22 protein-coding genes, 1 tRNA gene and 1 pseudogene are annotated in these 21,654 nt (G+C 61.8%); 15 read left to right on the top strand and 9 right to left on the bottom strand.

The window, feature by feature from the left end; translation table 11 throughout:
• Window positions 1-80: 80 nt before the first annotated feature.
• The 4 genes from glpX to RFN30_RS24145 form a co-directional block, all read right to left on the bottom strand.
• Window positions 81-1,064, bottom strand: a complete 984-nt coding sequence (gene glpX, locus RFN30_RS24160) for a class II fructose-bisphosphatase (RefSeq protein ID WP_320264581.1) — start codon at window positions 1,062-1,064, stop codon at window positions 81-83.
• A 206-nt stretch (window positions 1,065-1,270) separates the two neighbouring features.
• Window positions 1,271-2,584: a homoserine dehydrogenase gene (locus tag RFN30_RS24155; RefSeq protein ID WP_320264580.1), complete on the bottom strand. Its 1,314-nt coding sequence runs from the start codon at window positions 2,582-2,584 to the stop codon at window positions 1,271-1,273.
• Window positions 2,585-2,745: 161 nt separating this feature from the next.
• A complete protein-coding gene (locus tag RFN30_RS24150; protein ID WP_320264579.1) occupies window positions 2,746-3,963 on the bottom strand; it encodes an LL-diaminopimelate aminotransferase in 1,218 nt (405 codons plus the stop codon).
• A gap of 49 nt (window positions 3,964-4,012) precedes the next feature.
• On the bottom strand, window positions 4,013-4,420 hold the full coding sequence (locus tag RFN30_RS24145) for a hypothetical protein (RefSeq protein WP_320264578.1): 408 nt from the start codon (window positions 4,418-4,420) through the stop codon (window positions 4,013-4,015).
• A 97-nt stretch (window positions 4,421-4,517) separates the two neighbouring features.
• On the opposite strand from RFN30_RS24145, the gene phaC reads away from it, so the two are divergent.
• From phaC to RFN30_RS24130, 3 genes are all read left to right on the top strand, one after another.
• On the top strand, window positions 4,518-6,353 hold the full coding sequence (gene phaC / locus RFN30_RS24140) for a class I poly(R)-hydroxyalkanoic acid synthase (RefSeq protein ID WP_320264577.1): 1,836 nt from the start codon (window positions 4,518-4,520) through the stop codon (window positions 6,351-6,353).
• A gap of 200 nt (window positions 6,354-6,553) precedes the next feature.
• A complete protein-coding gene (locus tag RFN30_RS24135; protein ID WP_320264576.1) occupies window positions 6,554-7,849 on the top strand; it encodes a YcbK family protein in 1,296 nt (431 codons plus the stop codon).
• Between the two features lie 119 nt (window positions 7,850-7,968).
• A tRNA-Glu gene (locus RFN30_RS24130) sits at window positions 7,969-8,043 on the top strand.
• Between the two features lie 265 nt (window positions 8,044-8,308).
• Here RFN30_RS24130 and RFN30_RS24125 read toward each other — a convergent pair.
• Window positions 8,309-9,436, bottom strand: coding sequence for a sensor histidine kinase (locus tag RFN30_RS24125; RefSeq protein WP_320264575.1), 1,128 nt, complete (start codon window positions 9,434-9,436; stop codon window positions 8,309-8,311).
• A 156-nt stretch (window positions 9,437-9,592) separates the two neighbouring features.
• Here RFN30_RS24125 and RFN30_RS24120 point away from each other — a divergent pair, with 156 nt between their 5' ends.
• Entirely contained in the window at window positions 9,593-10,279 is a 687-nt protein-coding gene (locus RFN30_RS24120) for an aspartyl/asparaginyl beta-hydroxylase domain-containing protein (protein ID WP_320264574.1), read from the top strand.
• Window positions 10,280-10,283: 4 nt separating this feature from the next.
• Here RFN30_RS24120 and RFN30_RS24115 read toward each other — a convergent pair whose 3' ends face one another.
• The 3 genes from RFN30_RS24115 to RFN30_RS24105 all read right to left on the bottom strand — a co-directional run bounded on the left by RFN30_RS24115 (window position 10,284) and on the right by RFN30_RS24105 (window position 11,535).
• A complete protein-coding gene (locus RFN30_RS24115; RefSeq protein ID WP_320264573.1) occupies window positions 10,284-10,589 on the bottom strand; it encodes a DUF982 domain-containing protein in 306 nt (101 codons plus the stop codon).
• Window positions 10,590-10,788: 199 nt separating this feature from the next.
• On the bottom strand, window positions 10,789-11,025 hold the full coding sequence (locus tag RFN30_RS24110; RefSeq protein WP_320264572.1) for a hypothetical protein: 237 nt from the start codon (window positions 11,023-11,025) through the stop codon (window positions 10,789-10,791).
• A 114-nt stretch (window positions 11,026-11,139) separates the two neighbouring features.
• Window positions 11,140-11,535: a hypothetical protein gene (locus tag RFN30_RS24105; protein ID WP_320264571.1), complete on the bottom strand. Its 396-nt coding sequence runs from the start codon at window positions 11,533-11,535 to the stop codon at window positions 11,140-11,142.
• A gap of 219 nt (window positions 11,536-11,754) precedes the next feature.
• Between RFN30_RS24105 and map the strand changes: the two genes are divergently transcribed.
• The 11 genes and pseudogenes from map (at window position 11,755) to RFN30_RS24055 (ending at window position 19,941) form a co-directional block, all read left to right on the top strand.
• Window positions 11,755-12,582, top strand: coding sequence for a type I methionyl aminopeptidase (map, locus tag RFN30_RS24100; RefSeq protein WP_320264570.1), 828 nt, complete (start codon window positions 11,755-11,757; stop codon window positions 12,580-12,582).
• Window positions 12,583-12,618: 36 nt separating this feature from the next.
• Window positions 12,619-13,089: pseudogene (locus RFN30_RS24095) on the top strand (UPF0758 domain-containing protein); the annotation flags it as partial.
• Between the two features lie 115 nt (window positions 13,090-13,204).
• Window positions 13,205-13,468 carry a hypothetical protein gene (locus tag RFN30_RS24090; protein WP_320264569.1) on the top strand — a complete coding sequence of 88 codons (264 nt, stop codon included), beginning with the start codon at window positions 13,205-13,207 and terminating at the stop codon, window positions 13,466-13,468.
• The gene (locus RFN30_RS24085) at window positions 13,449-14,933 is read left to right on the top strand and encodes an AAA family ATPase (protein WP_320264568.1); all 1,485 of its coding nucleotides are present in this window, start codon (window positions 13,449-13,451) and stop codon (window positions 14,931-14,933) included. The genes RFN30_RS24090 and RFN30_RS24085 overlap by 20 nt, the downstream gene beginning before the upstream one ends.
• Before the next feature lie 630 nt (window positions 14,934-15,563).
• Window positions 15,564-15,905, top strand: coding sequence for a P27 family phage terminase small subunit (locus RFN30_RS32330; protein WP_347349919.1), 342 nt, complete (start codon window positions 15,564-15,566; stop codon window positions 15,903-15,905).
• Between the two features lies 1 nt (window position 15,906).
• Window positions 15,907-16,200 carry a hypothetical protein gene (locus RFN30_RS24080; RefSeq protein WP_320264567.1) on the top strand — a complete coding sequence of 98 codons (294 nt, stop codon included), beginning with the start codon at window positions 15,907-15,909 and terminating at the stop codon, window positions 16,198-16,200.
• Between the two features lie 878 nt (window positions 16,201-17,078).
• Window positions 17,079-17,939 carry a hypothetical protein gene (locus tag RFN30_RS24075; protein WP_320264566.1) on the top strand — a complete coding sequence of 287 codons (861 nt, stop codon included), beginning with the start codon at window positions 17,079-17,081 and terminating at the stop codon, window positions 17,937-17,939.
• 204 nt (window positions 17,940-18,143) lie between these two features.
• Window positions 18,144-18,680, top strand: coding sequence for a hypothetical protein (locus RFN30_RS24070; protein WP_320264565.1), 537 nt, complete (start codon window positions 18,144-18,146; stop codon window positions 18,678-18,680).
• A complete protein-coding gene (locus tag RFN30_RS24065; RefSeq protein ID WP_320264564.1) occupies window positions 18,673-19,242 on the top strand; it encodes a hypothetical protein in 570 nt (189 codons plus the stop codon). Before RFN30_RS24070 ends, RFN30_RS24065 begins: the two co-directional genes overlap by 8 nt.
• A complete protein-coding gene (locus RFN30_RS24060; protein ID WP_320264563.1) occupies window positions 19,232-19,417 on the top strand; it encodes a hypothetical protein in 186 nt (61 codons plus the stop codon). The genes RFN30_RS24065 and RFN30_RS24060 overlap by 11 nt, the downstream gene beginning before the upstream one ends.
• Window positions 19,414-19,941 (top strand): HK97 family phage prohead protease, encoded by a 528-nt coding sequence (locus RFN30_RS24055; protein ID WP_320264562.1) that lies wholly within the window; start codon window positions 19,414-19,416, stop codon window positions 19,939-19,941. Before RFN30_RS24060 ends, RFN30_RS24055 begins: the two co-directional genes overlap by 4 nt.
• Window positions 19,942-20,134: 193 nt before the next feature.
• Here RFN30_RS24055 and RFN30_RS24050 read toward each other — a convergent pair whose 3' ends face one another.
• Window positions 20,135-21,637 carry a hypothetical protein gene (locus tag RFN30_RS24050; protein WP_320264561.1) on the bottom strand — a complete coding sequence of 501 codons (1,503 nt, stop codon included), beginning with the start codon at window positions 21,635-21,637 and terminating at the stop codon, window positions 20,135-20,137.
• Window positions 21,638-21,654: the final 17 nt, after the last annotated feature.

The raw sequence follows: 21,654 nt of genomic DNA, 5'->3' as shown, positions 1-21,654 counted from the left end.
TGCGGGAACGTGGGTAATTCCAGGAAAACTGTGGAGTGGCTTTCCTCGAATTGCCGCAAAAGCGTCCAAACGGGACGAAATCAAAACTTGTCCAGATCCTGGTGACGCGCCTTGATCTCACGCACGGTGCGCGAGGACGAGCGCAGCACGATGGTATGGGTGGTGATGAAGGTGCGGCCGAACTTCACGCCGTCGAGCAGGTTGCCGTCGGTGACGCCGGTTGCGGCAAACAGCACGTCGCCGCGCGCCATGTCCTGCGCCCGATAGACCCGCTTCGGATCGGAAATGCCCATCTTTTCGGCCCGCGCCATCTTCTCAGGCGTGTCGAGGATCAGCCGTCCCTGCATCTGGCCGCCGGTGCAGCGCAGTGCGGCCGCGGCCAGCACCCCTTCCGGCGCGCCGCCGGTACCGAGATAGATGTCGATCCCTGTCTCTTCCGGGTCGGTAGTGTGGATGACGCCGGCGACGTCGCCGTCGCCGATCAGCCGGATCGCGGCGCCCGTGGCACGCACGGCGTCAATCAGCTTGGCATGGCGCGGACGATCGAGAATGCAGGCGGTGATGTCGGACACCGCGACACCCTTGGCCTTGGCGAGATTGGCGATGTTCTCGGCCGGCGGTGCATCGATGTCGATGATGCCTTCGGCATAGCCCGGACCGATCGCGATCTTGTCCATATAGACGTCCGGCGCGAACAGCAGGCTGCCCTTTTCCGCGATGGCGATGACGGCCAGCGCGTTGGGCAGGTTCTTGGCGCAGATCGTCGTGCCCTCGAGCGGATCGAGCGCGATGTCGACCGCCGGACCTTTGCCGGTGCCGACCTCCTCGCCGATATAGAGCATCGGCGCCTCGTCGCGCTCGCCCTCGCCGATCACCACCGTGCCCTTGATGGCCAGCCGGTTGAGCTCCTGGCGCATGGCGTCGACGGCGACCTGGTCGGCTGCCTTCTCGTCTCCGCGCCCGCGCAGCCTGGCAGCGGCGACAGCGGCCCTTTCGGTGACGCGCACCACTTCCATGGTGAGGATACGGTCGAGGCCGGCTGCGATGTTCTGGGCCATATTCATAAATAGGCATTCCTCGTTGATACTGCACTGCGCCTCCCGCCAGAGGCGCGCTTCTTCTGGCAAAGCTCCATGACAACGGCAAGACTTGCCATGTCAATTTTTGAAATGGCAGCAATATCAATCGATTAAAGGTGAAGTATGACTACGCATGTCTCCGAAAGTGGGAACCGGTTTCGGGCCAAGACATGCGTGAAATCAAATTGCACTTATTCCGCCCGCTCGATGCGGATCACCTGCGGCTTGTCGGTCAGATGGCCGTCCTTGGTGACGCCTTCGACCGCCTTGCGCACCGCTGCTTCCGTCGTCTCATGGGTGACGAGGATCACCGTCTTTTGCGCCTCGGTTTCCGGCCCGGCTGACTGCTGCACGATCGATTCCAGCGAGATGTCATTGTCGGCCATGCGCTTGGCGATCGCGGCGAAGACACCGATGCGGTCGTGCACGGTGAGCCGGATGAAATAGCCGCCGGCATGGCTGCGCATCTGCGCCTTCTTGTAGGGCTTCAATTCCTTCGCCGGCCAGCCGAAGACCGGCCCGTGCTGGAAGCCCGGCCGGCTCTTGGCGATGTCGGCAATGTCGCCGACCACAGCCGAGGCCGTGGCATTGCCGCCCGCGCCTGGGCCCGAGAGCAGCAATTCTCCCAGGATGTCGGTCTCGATCGCTACCGCATTGGTGACGCCGTGCACCTGCGCGATGACGGAAGCCGTCGGCACCATGGTCGGGTGCACGCGCTGCTCGATGCCGCTGTCGGTGCGCTGGGCGACGCCGAGCAGCTTGATGCGATAGCCGAGGTCGGCCGCCGCGCGGATGTCGGCCTGCGTGATGTTGGAAATGCCTTCCATATAGATGTCGCTGGCGGCGATCCTGGTGCCGAAGGCAAGGCTGGTCAGGATCGATAGCTTGTGCGCCGTGTCGTGGCCTTCGATGTCGAAGGTCGGGTCTGCCTCGGCATAGCCGAGCCGCTGCGCATCCTTCAGGCAGGCGTCGAAGGAGATGCCTTCGGCCTCCATGCGGGTCAGGATGTAGTTGCACGTGCCATTGAGGATGCCGAAGACGCGGGTGACCTGGTTGCCGGCCATCGCCTCGCGCATCGTCTTGATGACCGGAATGCCGCCGGCCACCGCCGCCTCGTAGTTGAGCAGCACGCCCTTCTTCTCGGCGATCTCGGCGAGCTGCACGCCATGCTTGGCCAGGAGCGCCTTGTTGGCGGTCACGACATGGCGGCCGGCCTCGAGCGCCGCCTTCACCGAGGCGCGCGCCGGCCCTTCGTCCCCGCCGATCAGCTCGACGAAGACATCGATATCGGCCTTCTCGGCCAGCTTCACGGCATCGTCGAACCACTTGGCGCCACTCAGATCGACGCCGCGGTCGCGCTTCGGGTCGCGCGCCGAAACCGCGGCGACGACGATATCGCGGCCGCACTGGCGGGTGAGTTCGGCGGCCTTTTCCTTGAGCACGCGCGCCACCGAGGCGCCCACCGTGCCGAGGCCGGCAATTCCAACACGCAACGCTTCAGCCATGTCCGGCGACGCCCCTCAAAGATTGGTCGGTGTGATGTGCGGTGAACTAGAGCATGATGCCGAAAAGTGTGAAGCGGTTTTCGGACGACATCATGCTCTATCTCTTTTGATTGAGAGCCGGATTTAGATTTCAGGCCGAACGGGCCTGAAATCATCCGGCTCTAGCGGCGCGCGGTGAGCGGCACAACGTTGTTGGGCTGCTTGGCGGTCGAGGCGAGGAAGCGCTTGATGTTGCGCGCCGCCTGGCGGATCCGGTGCTCGTTCTCGACCAGCGCCAGACGAACGAAATCGTCGCCATACTCGCCGAAGCCGATGCCCGGCGCCACCGCCACGTCGGCATGCTCGATGAGCAGCTTGGAGAATTCGAGCGAGCCGAGCTGGCGGAACTGTTCCGGGATCGGCGCCCAGGCAAACATCGAGGCCGCCGGCGCCGGAATGGTCCAGCCGGCGCGACCGAAGGAATCGACCATCACGTCGCGCCGCTTGTGGTAGACCTCGCGCACCTCGGCGATGTCGGCGCCGTCGCCGTTGAGCGCATGCGCCGCCGCCACCTGGATCGGCGTGAAGGCGCCGTAGTCGAGATAGGATTTGACGCGCGTCAGCGCCGCGATCAGCCGCTCGTTGCCGACAGCAAAGCCCATGCGCCAGCCCGGCATCGAGAAGGTCTTAGACATCGAGGTGAACTCGACGCAGACGTCGATCGCGCCAGGAACCTGCAGCACCGAGGGCGGCGGATTGCCGTCGAAATAGATCTCGGAATAGGCAAGGTCCGACAGGATGATGATGTCGTTCTTCTTGGCGAAGGCGACCACGTCCTTGTAGAAATCGAGCGAGGCGACCAGCGCCGTCGGGTTCGACGGATAGTTGAGGATCAGCGCCAGCGGCTTCGGGATCGAGTGACGGATGCCGCGCTCGACCGCCGGGATGAAGCCGTCATCGGGCTCGACCTGCAGCGAGCGGATGACGCCGCCCGACATGATGAAGCCGAAGGCATGGATCGGGTAAGTCGGATTGGGGCACAGGATGACGTCGCCGGGCGCGGTGATCGCCTGCGCCATATTGGCGAAGCCTTCCTTCGAGCCGAGCGTCGCCACCACTTGCGTGTCGGGGTTGAGCTTCACGCCGAAGCGTCGCTGGTAGTAGGCGGCCTGGGCGCGGCGCAGGCCCGGAATGCCGCGCGAGGAGGAATAGCGATGCGTGCGCGGATCGCGCACCACTTCGCACAACTTGTCGACGATGGCCTTCGGCGTCGGCAGGTCCGGATTGCCCATGCCAAGGTCGATGATGTCGGCGCCGCGCGAGCGGGCGCTGGCCTTCAGCCGGTTGACCTGCTCGAACACGTAAGGCGGAAGCCGGCGGACCTTGTGAAATTCTTCCATTTCAGTTCCAGACGATCAAACGGGGGCGCTTTCGGCGCGCGATATAAACCTAATTGCAGTTAGGGTCGAGGGCGGGATCGCATTTGCCTTCGATCTGCTTCAGCGTGTCGTCGCCATGCGTCCTGGCGAGCGTGTTGAGCGCGGCCGTATTGGGGGCTGGCTTCGCGCGGCCGCCCTTGGCAACCTGCGCCTGCTGCTCGGCCTTGAGCTCGCCGAGCTTGGCGGCGGTCTCTTCCTTGGACAGCTGCTTGGCGGCCACTTGCGGCGGAATGTTGAGGTTCGGATAGGAGCCGGTGTCCTTCGGGCCCTCGGTCAATGCCGTCGGCGCCGAGCTGTTGGCGCTAGTGCTGGTGCAGCCGCCGGCCAGCAGTGGCGCGCACAGCACCGCGGCCGCGACGGCGATGCGGCAAATCGAACCGGCGCCGAGAAAATAAGTCCCGCCAACATTAATCGTCATATTGTTTTCCTGGCAGCCGGGTTAGAGCGTGTTGGACCCGGTCAGATGTCCCATGATAATATGTCAAGAAAACGCTCCGGGAGGAACCCCGCGAACCATGTCCAAAGCGCCCGATTCGGACAAAGCGGAAAATGGCGGACCTTCGACCGTCGAGCAATATCTGGTGAAAGATCCCGAGCGCTTCGCGTTGAACATGGCGCGCATGATCGAGCAGGCCGGCAAGGCGGCCTCCGCCTGGGCCGAGCCGCGCGAAAAGGGTGAGGTGCGCGACCATGTCGCCGAACCCGTGGTCGACATGGTCAAGACCTTCTCCAAGCTCTCGGAATACTGGCTGGCCGACCCGCAGCGCGCGATGGAAGCGCAGACGCGGCTCTTCGCCGGCTATATGACCGTCTGGGCGAACGCCATACAGAAGGTCAGCCCCAATGCCGAAGCGCCTGAGGACGCGATCAAGCCCGAGCGCGGCGACAAGCGTTTCCAGGACCCGGAATGGGGCCGCAACGCCTTCTTCGATTTCCTGAAACAGGCCTATCTCGTCACCTCGCGCTGGGCCGCGGACCTCGTCGACCATGCCGAGGGCCTGGACGAGCACACCCGCCACAAGGCGAGCTTCTACGTCAAGCAGGTTTCCAACGCGATCGCGCCCTCGAACTTCATCCTGACCAATCCGGAACTGTTCCGCGAGACCGTCGCCTCCAACGGCGAGAATCTTGTGCGCGGCATGAAGATGCTGGCCGAGGACATCGCCGCCGGCAGGGGCGACCTGAAGCTGCGCCAGGCCGACTACGCGCCGTTCGAGATCGGCAAGAACATCGCCACGACGCCCGGCAAGGTGATCGGCCGCAGCGATGTCGCGGAGATCATCCAGTACGACCCGGCGACGGAAACGGTGCTGAGGCGCCCGCTGCTCGTCTGCCCGCCCTGGATCAACAAATACTACATCCTCGATCTCAACCCGCAGAAATCCTTCATCCGCTGGGCGATCGAGCAGGGTCACACGGTCTTCGTCATCTCCTGGATCAACCCGGACGAGCGCCACGGCGCCAAGGGCTGGGAGGCCTATATCCGCGAGGGCCTGCAATATGGCCTCGACATGGTCGAGAAGGCGACCGGCGAGAAGGAAGTCAACGCGATCGGCTATTGCGTCGGCGGCACGCTGCTGGCCGCGGCACTTGCGCTTCTGGCGCAGGAAGGCGACCACCGCATCAAGTCGGCGACCTTCTTCACCACCCAGGTCGACTTCACCTATGCCGGCGATCTCAAGGTCTTCGTCGACGAGGATCAGGTCGCCGCGGTCGAGCGCTCGATGAGCGAGAAGGGCTATCTTGAAGGCACCAAGATGGCGACTGCCTTCAACATGCTGCGCTCGGGCGACCTGATCTGGCCCTATGTCATCAACAACTATATGCGCGGCAAGGATCCCCTGCCCTTCGATCTGCTCTACTGGAATGCCGATTCGACGCGCATGGCGGCGGCCAACCATTCCTTCTACCTGCGCAACTGCTATCTCGAGAACAATCTCTCGCGCGGCACGATGGAACTTGCCGGCCGCACCGTCTCGCTGGCCGACATAACGATCCCCGTCTACAACCTGGCAACGAAAGAGGACCACATAGCGCCGGCGCTCTCGGTGTTCCTCGGCTCGCAGTTTTTCGGCGGCGACGTCGAGTATGTGATGGCGGGCTCCGGCCATATCGCCGGCGTCGTCAATCCGCCGGCCGCGCATAAGTACCAGTACTGGACCGGCGCCAAGCCGGTGGGAGATTTCAACACCTGGTTCGCCGGCGCGCACGAGCATTCGGGCTCGTGGTGGACGCACTGGCAGCACTGGATCGAAAACCAGGACAATGTGCATATCCCCGCCCGCAAACCCGGCAAGCGTATGAAAACCTTGGGGGATGCACCGGGCACCTATGTCAAGGTGCGTGTGTAACGGACTGTAATGTCTGGTGAGTTGACGGCCCGCCAAAACAGGGCGAAATGGTGGCGTTAATCGTTTTCGCAGCCTCAGTTCGCCTTCAGACGCAGCATAAATCCGAGGCTTGCAGATTGACGAATATCCCGTTTCCGGTTCGGGAACAGGAGGTCATCGCCAAAGGCACTGGAGCGCCCTGGCGATGATGTACCGACCGGATGCCGAGGGGGAATTTTATTTTGAAACCAGCAGGTTGGCGTCTCGCACGAGGGGAAAGCCGCAGCATTGCGGCAGCGCTTTTCTCCGTGCTCCTGGCCTCCTGCACCTCGACCGGCGACCCGACGATGTCGGTCGTTACGCCCGCCTATAATTCAACCGCCACGGAGATGAGCGCGGTCACCAGCGCCAAGCCCGTAGCTTCGACCGATTCGTCGCTGCAGGCAGCGTCTGCCGCGCCCGAGGCGGCATCGACCGTGATGAGCGAAGGCGACACGCCCTTGCCGGAAAAGGTCGCCTACGTGCCGGAGACGCGGCCCGGAGCCGCCTTCCCGGCGGTCGCCGAGCCCGCCGGCGCCACCTCGATCGCCGGGAACACGCCGCAGCCGCTGGTACAACCGGCGCAGACGGCCGACGAGACGAAAGCCGCCGCCGAAAAGGTCGCTACCGGCGATGCCGCCGCGGTCGCATCGCAAGCCCAGACCCAGGCCGCACCGGTCATGAACAATGGCGGCGTCTACGTGACGGCGGGTGACCCGGCGCAGCAGCCGATCGCCGCGCCGAAGAGGGGCCTGTTCGCCTCGCTGTTCAGCACCACGCCGGCTTCCGCCGCGCCCGCGCCGCTGATCAACAACGCGCGCTCCGGCGACCAGCCGGCCGTGCAGGCCAAGACCACGCCGCCGCCGGCCAAGCCGATCGTGACGCTCGCCTCCGCGACGCCGGGCGACAAGCCGGTGCAGCTCGCGTCCCTAGGCGACGACAGCAGCAACCACATCACCGGCGCCGACGCCTTGCCGGGCGTGCGCCAGACGGCGCTGTTCGAGATCAAGCGCAAGTCCGGCATCGACGACGAGAGCGATGTCGACCTCAATGAGGACGAAGGCGGCTCCTACCAGGTGGCCTCCGCCGCCGGCATGGCGAGGCTCGCGCCCAACGGCCTCTTGAAGCAGAACGAAGGCGTCGACGTTGCCTGCCTGAAGCCGTCGCTAGTGCGCGTGCTGAAGACGATCGAAGGCCATTTCGGCCGCAAGATGATCGTCACCTCCGGCTATCGCGACCCGTCTCGCAACCGCCGCGCCAACGGCGCCAAGAATTCGCTGCACATGTATTGCGCCGCCGCCGACATCCAGGTGCCCGGCGTCTCCAAGTGGGAACTGGCGAACTATGTCCGCTCGATGCCCGGCCGCGGCGGCGTCGGCACCTACTGCCACACCGAATCAATCCATGTCGACGTCGGCCCCGAGCGCGACTGGAACTGGCGCTGCCGCCGGCGTGGCGGCGGTGGTGAGGACGGCTGACACTCTCCGCCACTTCGCCGAAAGCGCGGTTTTTGCCACGTTCGAAAAAAGTTGTCGCATGTGGCCGCGGATGGGTTGCCGGTTGCGAACAACGCAATTATAAGCCGCTTCGTCTGAGCGCGCCCATCGTCTAGCGGTTAGGACACCGCCCTTTCACGGCGGTAACAGGGGTTCGATTCCCCTTGGGCGTACCAGCAAAAATCAAGGACTTAGCTACCATCTCCCCTCTTACGTCGAATGTCCGCCGAATATACGTCCGCGAATTTGCGTGAACGGCGCTGACTGATTCCGCCGGAGTTCCTGCGACTATCGGCAGATCCAAGCGGGAGCCGTGGGAGGGCTGGGAAACGTGCGGCTGATCAGAGCGTTGGTGCGGTTGGTCTGGCAATGGCTGCTGCTACAGTTGGAAAAGGCCAAGAGGCGCTAGCATGAAAAAGCCCGCCACCGAAGCAGCGGGCTCTAGTTCGGGAGGAGTCGGGCATCCCCATTGCCCGTGGACAAACGGTACGCCCCGCTTAGCTGGATAATAAGCTCGCGCTGGTTGAGCCTCTGCATATTCAAGCTGCGTGACTTTTCTGCCACAAGACAAGAAAGCCCGGCCACATAGCAGCCGGGCCAAAATCGAAATCTGGTTTCGGTTTCATTCCCCTTGGGCGTACCAGCATTTCCCACGAATACGCCATGGACAGCACGCACGAGATCGCTTCCGTTCAATGGGCTCATCCGCGTCGAGCATGGGTGGAAACGCGCCGTTAACGTCGTTCTTGGGTGACGGGAGTCGGCATTAACTCGAAAGTGTAAAGTACGGCTCGCCCTCAGCCGTGGAGGAGGCAATGAAATTGCTTCGGATCGCGCTTGTGTGCACGGCCATGGTCGGCCAAGCAGGCGTGTTGCCCGTTCGCGCTGACGATCAGCCTGCTCCGCAGAACGGTGAAAAAAGCGCCAGAACGGCCGCCGGTTCATTGCGAGGGGCAGAATTGCCTGCCCCCAGCCGAGGACCCAGTCCTGGACTGCAAGGGCCAGGATTGCACGCCGGCTCCGACAACTGACCAGATGCCGGCTCCGGAGATCAAGAAGGTCAAGTGAACAGCACCGGCAGGCATCAGTCGAGTTGACTGGCGCTCCACTAGAGAACCGCCCCAAACACCACCGTCTGCACCAGCCCCCGCCGGTTCTCCAGCCTGATTGTCCCCCGTACCGCTCGACAATCTCCTTCGCGATGGCCAAGCCCAATCCCGCCCCCGGGATGAACTGCGTGCGCGCCGGATCGACCCGAAAGAACGGCTCGAAGGCTTTGTTCAACAGGTCGGGCGGAATGCCGGGGCAGCGATCGGCGATGGTGAGGACCGCCCGGCCGCCCTGCCCGGTCAACGAAACGATGCAGCCCTTGCCGTGCATGGCGGCGTTGACAATCAGGTTGCGCAGCGCGCGGCGCAGGCCGAGCGCGCAGACTTTCACCGACACCGTGTCGAGATGATCGATCGTCATCGCGTGACCGAGCGCCGTCATCTCGGTCTCGATGTCGCGGACCAGCCGGTCCAGCTCCACGGCCTCGACCGCATCCTGCGGCGCGATCGACAGCTCCAAATCCTGAAGTCGCCGATGCGAGCGCTGGTCCGCGGCTCCCGTCTGCGGCGGAGTGATCCTAAGCCGAACGGCTATCGGAAGCTCTCGGAACAAATCTCCGTGAGCGATGGCTGAAAGCAATCACCCACTATACTATAAACCGGTCGAGGCAATGCGATGTCGAACGTCTACAATCTTGGAACCGATCTGGTGCGTCGTATCTATGAAAAGCGCATAGATGCACCGGCGATTCTTGACACCAGCACCCATTTTCCCAACGCGACGAAGTTCGCGGCCGCATGGCAGAGTATTCGAGACGAAGCGCTGTCGGTGCAGTTGAACAGGGTGCCGCGCTTTCACGACATTATGCCCGAGCAGGCCGAAATCTCGGCCAATGACGGCCTCGATTGGCGCATGTTCGTGCTCAAGGCCTACGACATGACGATCCCGGAAAATCTGGCGCGGATGCCTACCCTCAGCCGGCTGCTGTCCGAATGCCCCGAGGTCAAATCGGCGGCTGTCTCATTCCTGGCGCCGCGCAAGCACATCCCGGCCCATCGCGGTCCCTTTCGCGGCATCATGCGATTCCATCTCGGCCTGGTCATCCCGAAACAGGCGGATGGCCGGCCGGCGACGATCATGATGATCAACCACGAGGAAAGGCGGATCTCCGACGGCGAGTGCATGCTGTGGGACGACACTTTCGAGCACGAGGTCATGAACAACGCCGATCAGGCGCGTATTGCCTTGCTGCTCGATGTGTGGCGTCCGGAAATGCCGCTGGACATGGAGATCCTGTCCAGACTGATCGTTCGCGGCGTGCAGGTAGGAATGCGCTACCGAGGGGTATCTTTCACCGGTTGAAGCTTTACGCCCTCGCCTCGCGAAACCCTCTTGCGCTGCCGCCGCGCTTGACCGGCAACATCATGTCCCGGGCGAGCAACCCGCTGACGCGGCAGAAGGCCATGAAGGCCCGGCAGGCGTCCTCCGAGCTTGCCACATCGACCGTCGCGCCGAAGCAGGCGTTGAAGGCGGCGTCATAGACCTTGCCCTGCCGGCGCTTCGGCCAGTTCTGCAGGAAGTCGAGCGCCTGCTCGACGCTGTAGATTTCCTCGACCGGCAGGCCAGGCGCGGGCGTGATGCGCACCGGCACCTCGAATTGCAGTCTGTCCATTCCCTGTCTCCCGAACCGGCGCGGCTGGAGCAACGCCGTTCGTTCCGAAAATTTGCTTTTGCCGCCTTCTGGCCCACGAATGTGACCTCAGTGCGGTGAGCGGTCTGGCCCTTGGTGCGGCAGATCGGCACTCCGCCGGATCGTCCGACAGGGCGATGCAACTGCTACCGCCTGTCGAAGATTTCCCCATCCGGTGCGTCTACTGGTTGGCCGGATCCGTCTCCGCCTCGTAGGCCATGCGGGAGACCACCATCAGCAGATAGGCGGACGGTACGGCGAAAATGGCAGCGAGCACGAGCGCGGCCGTCCCTTCCATGCGAAGCGTTGCGGCAACGGCCCAATAAACGGTGCCGATGCAGATGACTGCCTGGACGGCGAGAAACGAGGCTGCCGCGGCAGCGCGCGTGAGCGTTTTGAACGACTTGATACGTTGCATCGAGAAATGTCCAATGGACGCGCCACGCGACCGGCGGACGGCCGATGGCCGTCGCCAGGTCGCGGCGCGAAGGAATGTTTGGGGTGTGAAGGCTGCGGTCGGCGACCGCCGGGCTCAGGCGGTTGGTGGCGCCCGAGGCTGGTTGGCATGCGAGGGCGGCGCGGCCACCAAGACAGGCGCGATGCGTGCCTGTGCCGACCAAGCCTGGCCGGCAACAACGAAATCGGGAACTGGGGCGAGCGCGCCGGGATTCCCGCTCACGAGCTTTACGGGCAGCGGCCGCCCGGCGCGGACTTCGACGGCCTGCGCCTTGCCGGTGACCCTCAGCAGCGCGAGCGTTTCGCCCTGCCGCGCAGCACTAATGCCGGCGCCGCCCGAGGCCGCCGCTGTGGAAGCGGAGACTTCAGCCTGGACGAAGCCCACCAGCGCAAGCACGAGCAGCGCCATCAGGGCCGAGCATGCGGTCCTGACCGGCAGCAGCGTCGATCTTGCGTGTTCCGATGCCGTCAACGGCACAAATCTCCTCTATCCGGTCCCGCCCTACCCCATGGGGCGGCGAAAGGAAAGCTTGCGGCGGCCCGGACGCGCCAACCCCTGCGCCAGCGAATATTCCGCGCAGCGAACCGGTTGAAGGCACTTCGTCCTTGAACCTTGCGGCTTCCGGTGCCAAATCTGGAGAAAATTTTCCGCATCGGCTCGCGTCAGGAGCCAATCCGCGAACGGACAAGAATGGTTACCTATCTCGACGCCGCAACGGCCCCCTTGAGAAACACCGGCCAGATCCGCCTTTACGGCGAGGACGGCTTTGCCGGCATGCGCAAGGCCTGCGATCTCACCGCGCGCTGTCTCGACGAGCTTGTATCGATGGTGAAGCCTGGCGTCACCACCGAGGCCATCGACCGCTTCGTCTTCGAGTTCGGCATGGACCATGGCGCCCTGCCGGCGACGCTCAACTATCGCGGCTACACCAAATCGTCCTGCACCTCGATCAACCATGTCGTCTGCCACGGCATTCCGGACAACAAGCCGCTCAAGGACGGCGACATCGTCAACATCGACGTCACCTATATCCTCGATGGCTGGCATGGCGACTCCTCGCGCATGTATCCGGTGGGCACCATCAAGCGCGCTGCCGAGCGCCTGCTCGAGGTGACTTACGAATGCCTGATGCGCGGCATTGCCGCCATCAAGCCCGGCGCCCGCACCGGCGCCATCGGCGCCGCCATCCAGACCTATGCCGAGGCCGAGCGCTGCTCGGTGGTGCGTGACTTCTGCGGCCATGGCGTCGGCCAGCTCTTCCATGACGCGCCGAACATCCTGCACTACGGCACCGTCAGCGAAGGCGTCGAGATGCGGCCCGGCATGATCTTCACCGTCGAGCCGATGATCAATCTCGGCCGCCCGCATGTGAAGGTACTGTCGGACGGCTGGACGGCGGTGACGCGCGACCGTTCGCTCTCGGCGCAATACGAGCACACGATCGGCGTCACCGACACCGGCTGCGAGATCTTCACGCTCTCGCCGAAAAAGCTCGACCGGCCCGGCCTGCCAGCCTAGTTTCCTGGCCAAAGCCTGAAGGGGAGAGGCCAGGCTATGGGAAAAATCGACGACGAGCGGGCATTCTTTTCCGAAGCCTGGATCGAACCGCCACAGAAGCTACAAAAAAAGACCGTGGCGGCGGAGAAGCCGCATTATCACGGCCATCGCGACCGCTTGCGCGAGCGCTTCGTCGCGGGCGGCGCGGACGCTCTGCCCGACTACGAGCTGCTCGAATTGCTGCTTTTCCGGCTGATCCCGCGCGTTGACACCAAGCCGATCGCCAAGGCGTTGATTGCCCGTTTCGGCTCGCTGGCTGAGGTGCTTGGCGCCCCGGCATCTCTGCTCGAGGAAGTCAAAGGCATCGGCCCGACGGTGGCGACCGATCTCAAGGTCATCGCCGCCACCGCCCAGCGCATGGCGCGCGGCGAAGTGCGCGGCCGTGAGGTGTTGTCCAACTGGACGCAGCTTCTCGATTATTGCCGCTCGGCCATGGCCTTCGAGAGCCGCGAGCAGTTCCGCATCCTGTGTTAAGCTGTTGATTTAATTACGGGACGTCCCGCAATGCGGATTTTGACGCCCCCCTGCCCGTTGGCTGGTGCTGCGGGCATCTAGGCCCATCATTCCAACTGGAATCACGACATTGAAAATACGTTCAGCGCGGGCTGTGCGCCAAGCACCGAGCCCGCGGGGATTCGTTACGCTTGCGAAGTTCAATTTTGAGGTGACGCCAGACGTCACCGTTTACGACTGCTGCGTGGTCAAAGCACCGGACGGCAACATCCTGCTTTATGGGCCTGGCCGCGCCGCCAATACGCTGTCCGTATCGCGGGCCGCCCGCCAGCAAATTATTGAGATGGCGCTCCGCGCCGTGGGGATGGATCTGAATGTCAAAGCCTCAGCCTAAAGAGACACTGCTCGACCTTATCAAGGCTGGCGACACTGAACGCCTTGGTGACTTCTTCTATACCAGCGCAGCGAAGGCCAGGGGCACTGTTAAGGTGCGTCCCGTCGACATCGGCTGGGAAGACTACACCCTTACCCCCGACAAGTTCGAGCCGGCTGACACAGACCCGGCCGACATGGACGAAGCCATGCGATGGGCCGTCATTGTCGATGACATTCCGGAATGCGAGGCCGACACCAAAGCGCAGATGTATGTGGACCGCGAGACCGGCGACATGATCATTGCCGCGCTGTCTGGTCCGGCACATGACCACGACGTTGCGATCCGCATGGTGGCGAGAGACCTGAAGGCCGAGCAGGCGAATGCACCATCTCGTAAGGTTTTGCGAGAGACTGCCAGGATCGCCGACAACCAGAACAACCAGAAGATCGGCAAGTTCACCATCACGCGATTCCGTGATCTCGGCAAAGCCAAGCCCAAGCCTGTCGTCGTCAAAGGCGTTCGGTACGCTGACGAGATTTCCTACATGGTGGCCAAGCCTGGCGGTGGCAAGTCGGTGCTCGAGACCGACATCTGCTACCACATCGCATCCGGCCGTGACTGGCACGGACACAAGGTCGAGCAAGGTTTGGTGGTCTACTTCGCTGCCGAGCGCAAGGCGCTGCAAGATCGCCGCGTCATGGCTTACCGCAAACACTATGGCGACGAGCGCAAAGATGTTCCGCTTGTGGTGATAGGCGGCACGCCGAACCTGACCGACGACAAGCGTCAGGACGCGCAGGAGATGGTCAAGATCATCAGGGCGCTAGAGGTGGAATACGGCTTGCCATGCCGCTGCATCACGATCGACACCTTGGCGCGAACATTCGGCGGCAGGGACCAAAACCTTGGCCAAGACATGATGAAGTACGTCCACAACGTCGACTTGCTCAAAGAAACGTTCCCCAGCGCGCATACCAGCGTCATCCACCATGAGGGCTGGGAAACCGGTCGGGCCAAGGGCGGAATCGATTTCGACGGCGCCGTGGATGCAAGCTTTCGCATCACGAAAACCGGTGACACATTCAAGCTCGCCTGTGACGGCGCGAATGATGGCGTAGAAGGCGATATCCTTTGCTTCACTATGAAATCGGTTGAGCTTGGCCTTGACGAGGACGGCGAGCCGATCACCGCGCCAGTAATCATACCCGCGGCTGACGTTGTTGGCGACTTGGTAAAGGCAACTGAGACGAAGCAGGCGAAGGCCGAGGCCGATGCGTGGGACATCCTTCTAGAGCTATCCGCTGGCGGGCACGCCGTTGGCGGCGGTATGTGGCTGGCCAAGTTCCGAGAGACTGAGCCGGAAGCCAACGAAAGGACGATGCAATCTCGGTGGCACAGAGCCGTCAAGGCATTGGAGAAGACCGGCCGAGTGGCATCATCCGGCTCGCCGAAGGTCTACACCCTAGTCGAGATGCAAGGGTGAGATGCATGCATTTTATGCATCTGCATCTGCATCAAAGGACCAGCTAAACGGCGAGATGCAAAGATGCAGATGCATCCCCCCTTTAGGGGATGCATCAATGCATCTGCATCCGCCTGTGGTGAAACTGAACAATCATAGTAGGAGGAAGCAGCATGAGCCTATTCGACAGCCCGACCGCAGCAGAGACAGCCAGGTTCGATGGAGCGTACCGCGGCCGACGATTGAGCTGGGCTGAATTCTATCGGCTGACCGGCCGCGAACCCGCTAACGATAACAAGCCGGCCGAGAAGGCAGCGTAGCTGGAGGGAAGCCACGGCTCTCCGAAAAAGGAGAGCCGCGACAACCCCGCCTGGCCCGCCCCAAAAACCTAGGTTTAGTAATTTCTAATGGGCTAATGTGTGCAATGCAACAATTTTATTGCGGCGCACAATGATTTGTTAACCTACCCGGCTTGGCCGGTTCATAATGATCGCGCCTCGCCCCGGTGGGGGAATCTCGATCTCTGGAGCGAACCAAGCCCCAGACCGCTCGTCCCCCCATAGCGCGCATGCGTGAGGGACCGGTTCAACAAATATTCTGCCGCCGCCTTGAGCAACAAGGCGTTGCGGCCTGAGAATAGGTAAAATCAGCATGAAATCACATACGATTCAGGCGGCAAAACCGCCCGCCCACCTACGTCCAGCGACAAAGAAGTGGTTCAAATCCGTTACGGAAAATTACGAGTTGGAGGGCCACCACCTGCGCCTATTGACCCTCGCCGCCGAGGCCTGGGACCAAGCCCAGACTGCGCGAGAGGTTCTGGACAGAGACGGCCAGACTTTCAGCGATCGCTTCGGCCAGCCAAAGGAAAGACCGGAAGTTTCCATCAACAATTCGGCTCGCATCGCGTTCGCTAGGCTCACCAGGGAGCTGGCTCTAGATGTCGACGCACCAGCCGATAGCCGTCCGCCTCGTACGCGGGAGTACCGCTAAAATGGTCCGGCGTATCAAACGGCGCCGCTCGAAGCGCACCGAAATCCCGCTGGTTGACGCCGACCTGTTGATGCGGGCGGGGCGCGACTATTTCGAATGCCTTGGTGACTATGGATTCGACCCAGCGCCGAGACCGGGCATGATCGAGGATGAGACGATGCTCGCAATCTGGGATGACCACTGCGACGAACTCGAGGCCGAATGGAGCAACCCGCGCTCGCAGTTCTACGCGTGGCCGGAACAGGGCGAGCCGTATATTTTTGAGGTGCTGCGGAGGCAACGTGAGGCGGCTTAAGACAAAGCGAAAGCACGCCATCCGCGTCGAGTTCCCTGTGACGCCAGAACTGCGGGAAGCCTTTCGCACCTACGTCGATAGCGAGCCGCGATGGCCGGCAAGCCTGTGGCCGGAGTTCCAGCAGTTAGCTCACCTGCTCGAGGAGGCCGGCGCTCCAATCGAGCGGTTGCTTGCCGGACATGTCTGTTGGCACCCTCGCTCGGGTGGCGCGGCGATGCCGCAAGAGTTGGCGGTGTATCGGAGGCTGGTGGCGGCCTAAAAAAGAAGGGTAAGACGCTGGGATTTCTCCCAGCGCCTCCCGTCTTCAGATCAAGACCTTCAGGATCGCGGCTATCGCCAAGAGGCAAGCCGCGAGATTGATCTTAATGCTGATGGTCACTGTGGTGCGTTTCCACATCTGTGGATGCCCTTTCAGGACCACGCCGGCGCAGCCCAATAGGGTTGCGGTTAGCGCACCATCGAAGGACTATCCCGGCCTTCATGGCAGCATCGGACCGGCGTCAGCGTTTCGAACCGCGTTCGTCGGACCCCGTTGGATCCCAGGGAGGTTGCTCGGATTGTCCCTCGGCGTCCGCCGTTCGGATTCCTCGCAGTCCCGGCACGGGCCTCAAGGGAAGCCATTTGGGGTGACCGCTTATCCAAGGCGGGGCCATCTGGGGCTTGAGGTTGATTCGGACATTAGCATTTCGGTTGCGCGTACGCAATATATAGCGCGCATACGGCAGATTGATACCAAATCTTGACAAGCGAGGCGATTTCGCCTATAAGACACATGTTCGAGTCGTGCGGCCTTTGATGGCGCACCTTCAGGCCGCCGGCACAGCCGGCACAAAGCAAGACGGCTGCGTGGGGCAGCCAACGGGAACAGAGCACAATCAATGGAAAATCTGGATTCCGCCGACCAGGCGGAAGGTCGCGTGGCGGCTAATGACAACCGCCGCGGTCACGTCAATCCCGTGATGGATCGAGCAAAGAGCGGGCGGCTGTTCGATAGCCCTGCCGACAATCTCCTGGCCGTGCGGACGCTGAACCGGATGGACGAGCTTCTATCGCGCGCCGAGTCCGAGAACGCCTATCCCAAATGGTTGGAAGGCAAGGCCGACCATGAAGATTACTTCGGCCAAGACGAGTCCGTCGAATGCGAGGGGCGGAGCGCCGAAAAAATCATCGAAGACTACTTCAACGGCCCGATGGCGATGCACGAGCGAGCCGTTGCAGCGATCCCCGGCAAGGAAATTGGGAAAGACCAATATGGGCTTCCTGAGTTTAGCCCTCCGATCGAGCGCGCCTATTGCAGCACTGCTCAGTCGGGGCGCTTCAAATTCAACCAGGCTGGCATCATTATCGGCTATCGCCTCAACAAGAACCCGCTGAATGGCGATGACATATGGGTTGAACGCCACGGCAAGAAATATCCCGACAACGCCGTGAATCCTCGCCAAAAAAAGCAAAGGGATCCGCGCTTGCGCGACGAAGGGCGGACTTATGCCGACGATCTCGCGCCCTCGGCCGCCAACGACAATTTCGCAGAGCGGGCGACCATTGCCTGGATTAAGGAGCGGATGGCGCCAGGCCATTATGACGCCGTTTACGACGCCACGGCCGGCCAGGGCTTTGGCGCGATAGGACGTGCGGCGGGCTTCTCAGGCAAGCAAGCGGACGCTGTCGGCAAGGACCGTGTCCGATGCGGCGTTCTTGCCGCAGCCAGGCTGCTTGAGGAGTATGACGATGCCGGGTGAACCTAAACGGCTCGTCTAGAATCTACATATTGAAGGTTCACTTCTCGCGGCCGTTCGCTCTGTTCGGCTGCGCCGCAGCGATCGCCCCACGCGATAGCTGCACCCGTCTTTCTGGCAGTTCCAGAGGCGGGACAATCAGCCAGGCTTCGGCCTGGCTTTTTTAAACACATCGCATCAGCGAATTTCTAAACTCAAGGAAAACAGATGGCTTCTACGAAGCAAGCCGTCGATGCGATCGTGCGTCGCATCGGCTTTGATCCCGGCCGCGTAAGCGCGGTCGCGAGAGTACTAACCGAAGCGGGCGAGTTGCCGTCAGGCGCTCCCGGCAAATCACCAGAATTGTCGCCGCAGCATGTTACCAAACTTATGGTCGCTACCGCGCTGGACGCGCCGCTCCGCGCGGTCGCCGACACCGTGGGCGAATATGTTGCTCTCCGCCGTGAAGGCGTTCCCGAGGGTGCACCAGAAGGCATTGGCGACACCGCTGGTGACGTCCTAGACATCCTGGCCGAGATCGCCGCCGCGGGTTCGACCGACGCAAAAGCACGGGCGGCAAACACCATCATCACGGTGGTCAATTCTTGGCCCGAGACCGTCCTTGTCGATCCGATCGATACGCGCCGCTTCAGTGCTGGCGAGCCCGGCCGTTGGCAGGCTTATGGCCATCGCAAGTCGGTGGAAATCAATGGCGGCGCCTTTGTAGACGTCATTAATGACCTGTTTGGAGACCACAATGCTTAAGCGATCCAATGTTGTGAATGCCGAGGCGGCGCCCTTCCGAGTGCCGTCGCTTGCCGAATGCGATGACGTCTACGCCGGCTTGCTCTCAAGGCGCGCTGAACTCAACGAGCGCCTCCGCGAACTTATCGCCGAAGGGCGGCAGATCGAGAAGTTGATCGAGGCGGATCCAGCCCCTGAGGTTCGGCCTAGCATCGCAGCCCTGCTTGGTGACGGTCCGACCGCCAACGCCGCCAACCGCAAAAGGCTCGCCGAGGTGCGTACGGACAAGTCCGACCATGAAGCCGCTTTGCGAGCCATCGAAAGCCGAATCCGTGACGCAAAGACACCGGCCGTGAGGCAGGCCATCGCGCTCGTTCGACCTGAGTGGGACCGGCGCCAGAAGGTGTTGTGCGAGGCGCTTGCTGTTGTTGAGAGGGCGCACCGTGACCTTGCTATGCTCGCGGACGACGTCGAGGCTGAGGATATCGGCTCGAGCCATTTCGGCCAGCGGCCCCACTTCCTCGGCGACGCCCGCGACGGGCATGTGCAGCGCTACCTGAAGGAGGCCGGTCATGTCGGTTGAGCGGACTGATACCTCTCGCGCCAAGAGCGCGGGCGTCAAGCGGCGCATCAAGATGCCGGATGGCAAGGTGCGGATAGCCGCCACAGATCCAAAAGAAATCGCGAGCGAGTTGCGCGCCAAGTCAAGTCTCGGCCGCAGGGAGGCGCGCCAGGACGCGTTGGAGGCCAAACTTTGAGCGACAACGTAATCTCTGGTTATTGCGTGCGCTTTGGGGATATCACGACGATCGGCTCCGACTTTCGCGAACGCATTGCGCCTGGGGCATTCACTGACTCTCTGCGAGACAGAGATATCGTGATGCTGTTGAACCACGATAGCGGGAGAGTTCTGGGGCGCACGAGCGCGGGAAGCCTCAAGCTAGTCCAAGACCGCATTGGCCTGTACTTCTCGCTCGACGTCGATCCCACAACACCTGAAGGCCAGACGGCGCTAGGGACGGTACGCAGGCGAGACGTGAAAGGTTGCTCATTCGCTGGCCGGTTCCTTGAAGAGGAATGGGAAGACGGCGGCAATCTTCTTCCGCTGCGAACCGTCACCAAGGTCGAACTGTGGGAGGCGACCCTCACCGGCTTCCCGGCTTATGAGACAACTTCCGCTGTCCTGGCGCGCTCTGCCGACGCGCCGGCCAACGCCTCTGCAGCAAGGCGCCGCGTGATCGAAAAGATGGAGCGCGATCACCGGTTGCGGGGGATTCGATGAGACCCCGCATGCCGCGCCGTAAACCGAAAGGCGGCCAAGCCTCAAACGCCGCCAGCTGCAGGTAACCAGAAGGCCGCGCTTCGCCGCATCCGCAAGCCGGATAAAGCAGCAGCTGTCGGCGGGACTGATGCGGTTTCTGAAGGTGGGTTGAGGAAAATTCGGACCGAGGCGGCGCATTGGCTGCGGGGATTAGCTAATTGCCTCCCTTTTCGCTTTGATGGGTTTGCGCGAGACCCAGCTTCAATCGCTCAAGCAGAACGCCAAGGAAGAGTGGCGCCTTGCCCTCCTTCATTTCCCTTGACGGAACCAGTTTGTCGACAGGATTGAAGGCAAGCTGCTCTAGCACCATTGCGGCAATCTCTTGCTGGTAGTCTGGTGCCTGCTTCTGAAACCCCTCGACGGAAACCGCCATAGAGTACTTGTACGCATAGTGCTCCCGCAACCGGAACAAGGATGAATACCGGATAGCCGTAAAGGATACCAACCAAGCTGCTGGCACTAAAATTAGCACTCGGCCAAGAACCTGCCCTAAATACTGCCACTCGGATCCTGGAGCCGTAGCATCTATGATGTGAATCTGCGGCCAGTATAGTTCGATAAACGGCTTAGCTATCGGTACAACAATCAGCGCTATCAGTGGTATGGCACTGATGAATAGAAATCCGATCGCTCCATAAAAAACCTGTCCAGCTGCCTTCAGTTCTGTCGTCAAACTGGCCCGAATTCCTTCGAAATTGCTGGCCAGACCGGCGACGGTAGCTGACGACAGCATCTCCTCAGAGCGTGCAATGATCCTGGCGATTTCAGTATCCTTTGCAGCCATGCCGTCGATCAAGTCGCCGAGTTTTTTCTCGCCGTCTTTGAATTGGCGTTCTCGATCTGAAAGTTGCTTGTCGAAAATTGCCAGTTTGTCCTCAGATGCGTCGACGGACGTTTCTAGGTCTTTAGCTTTGTCTAATATGTTGTCTACGGACGCAGCACTCTCTGTGACCTTGGCCAGGTAGCTCGAAATGGTAGTGCGATCTGAATCGCTTTCTGTGCGAAGTCGCTGAACCGTGGCGGCGGCCTCGGACGCATCATGCTCCAAAGCCAAAATCTTTTCAGACGAAGAGCGGCTCGTTGCGTGTGATGCCTTGGCACCCGCCAAAACGCGGCTGCCCTCTTCAATCAAGCCAGACAACGCTTTTGCTGCCACTCCAAATCGATAGCCCGAACGCGGCCTAATTAGTGGCGCAACACCTAGCAGGTTGGACAGAAGGTCGTCGGATCTTGTTGATAGGGTTTGGAGCTCGGATACTAGCGGCACCTGCTGTCCATTCTTTGCCGTGGCGACAAAGTTGGAATAGTCCAGCTTGCTCAGCCCTCCATAACTCGCCGAGATACTGCTAATTCGCCCATCAGCCGCGCCGGCAGCATCCTTCAACGCGACAAGGCCGGTCTCAATGCGCGTGACGAGGCTACCCGGCACAATCGGCGATGCTTGTGACTTGAGCAGATCGTCAACCATTTCGGCCGTGAGAACAACTCTTGCCTGCACATCGGAAAATGAGTCTTGCGTCCCGTTGATTACACGGGAGAAATCAAAAACCTGGCCGTCTTGATCAACCAACTCCACTAACGTGCGGGTAAGGCCCGCAAATTGCGCAATTAGGTCCTCTTTCTTCCCCGCAATCTGCTCGATCTTTTCCGGCTGCATGGCCCACCCTCTAGCCC

This window comes from Mesorhizobium dulcispinae, assembly GCF_033977345.1.
In the GTDB taxonomy this organism is placed as follows: domain Bacteria; phylum Pseudomonadota; class Alphaproteobacteria; order Rhizobiales; family Rhizobiaceae; genus Mesorhizobium; species Mesorhizobium dulcispinae.
Note: the sequence above shows the minus strand (reverse complement) of the source record. Positions and strands in the feature narration are given on the sequence as shown.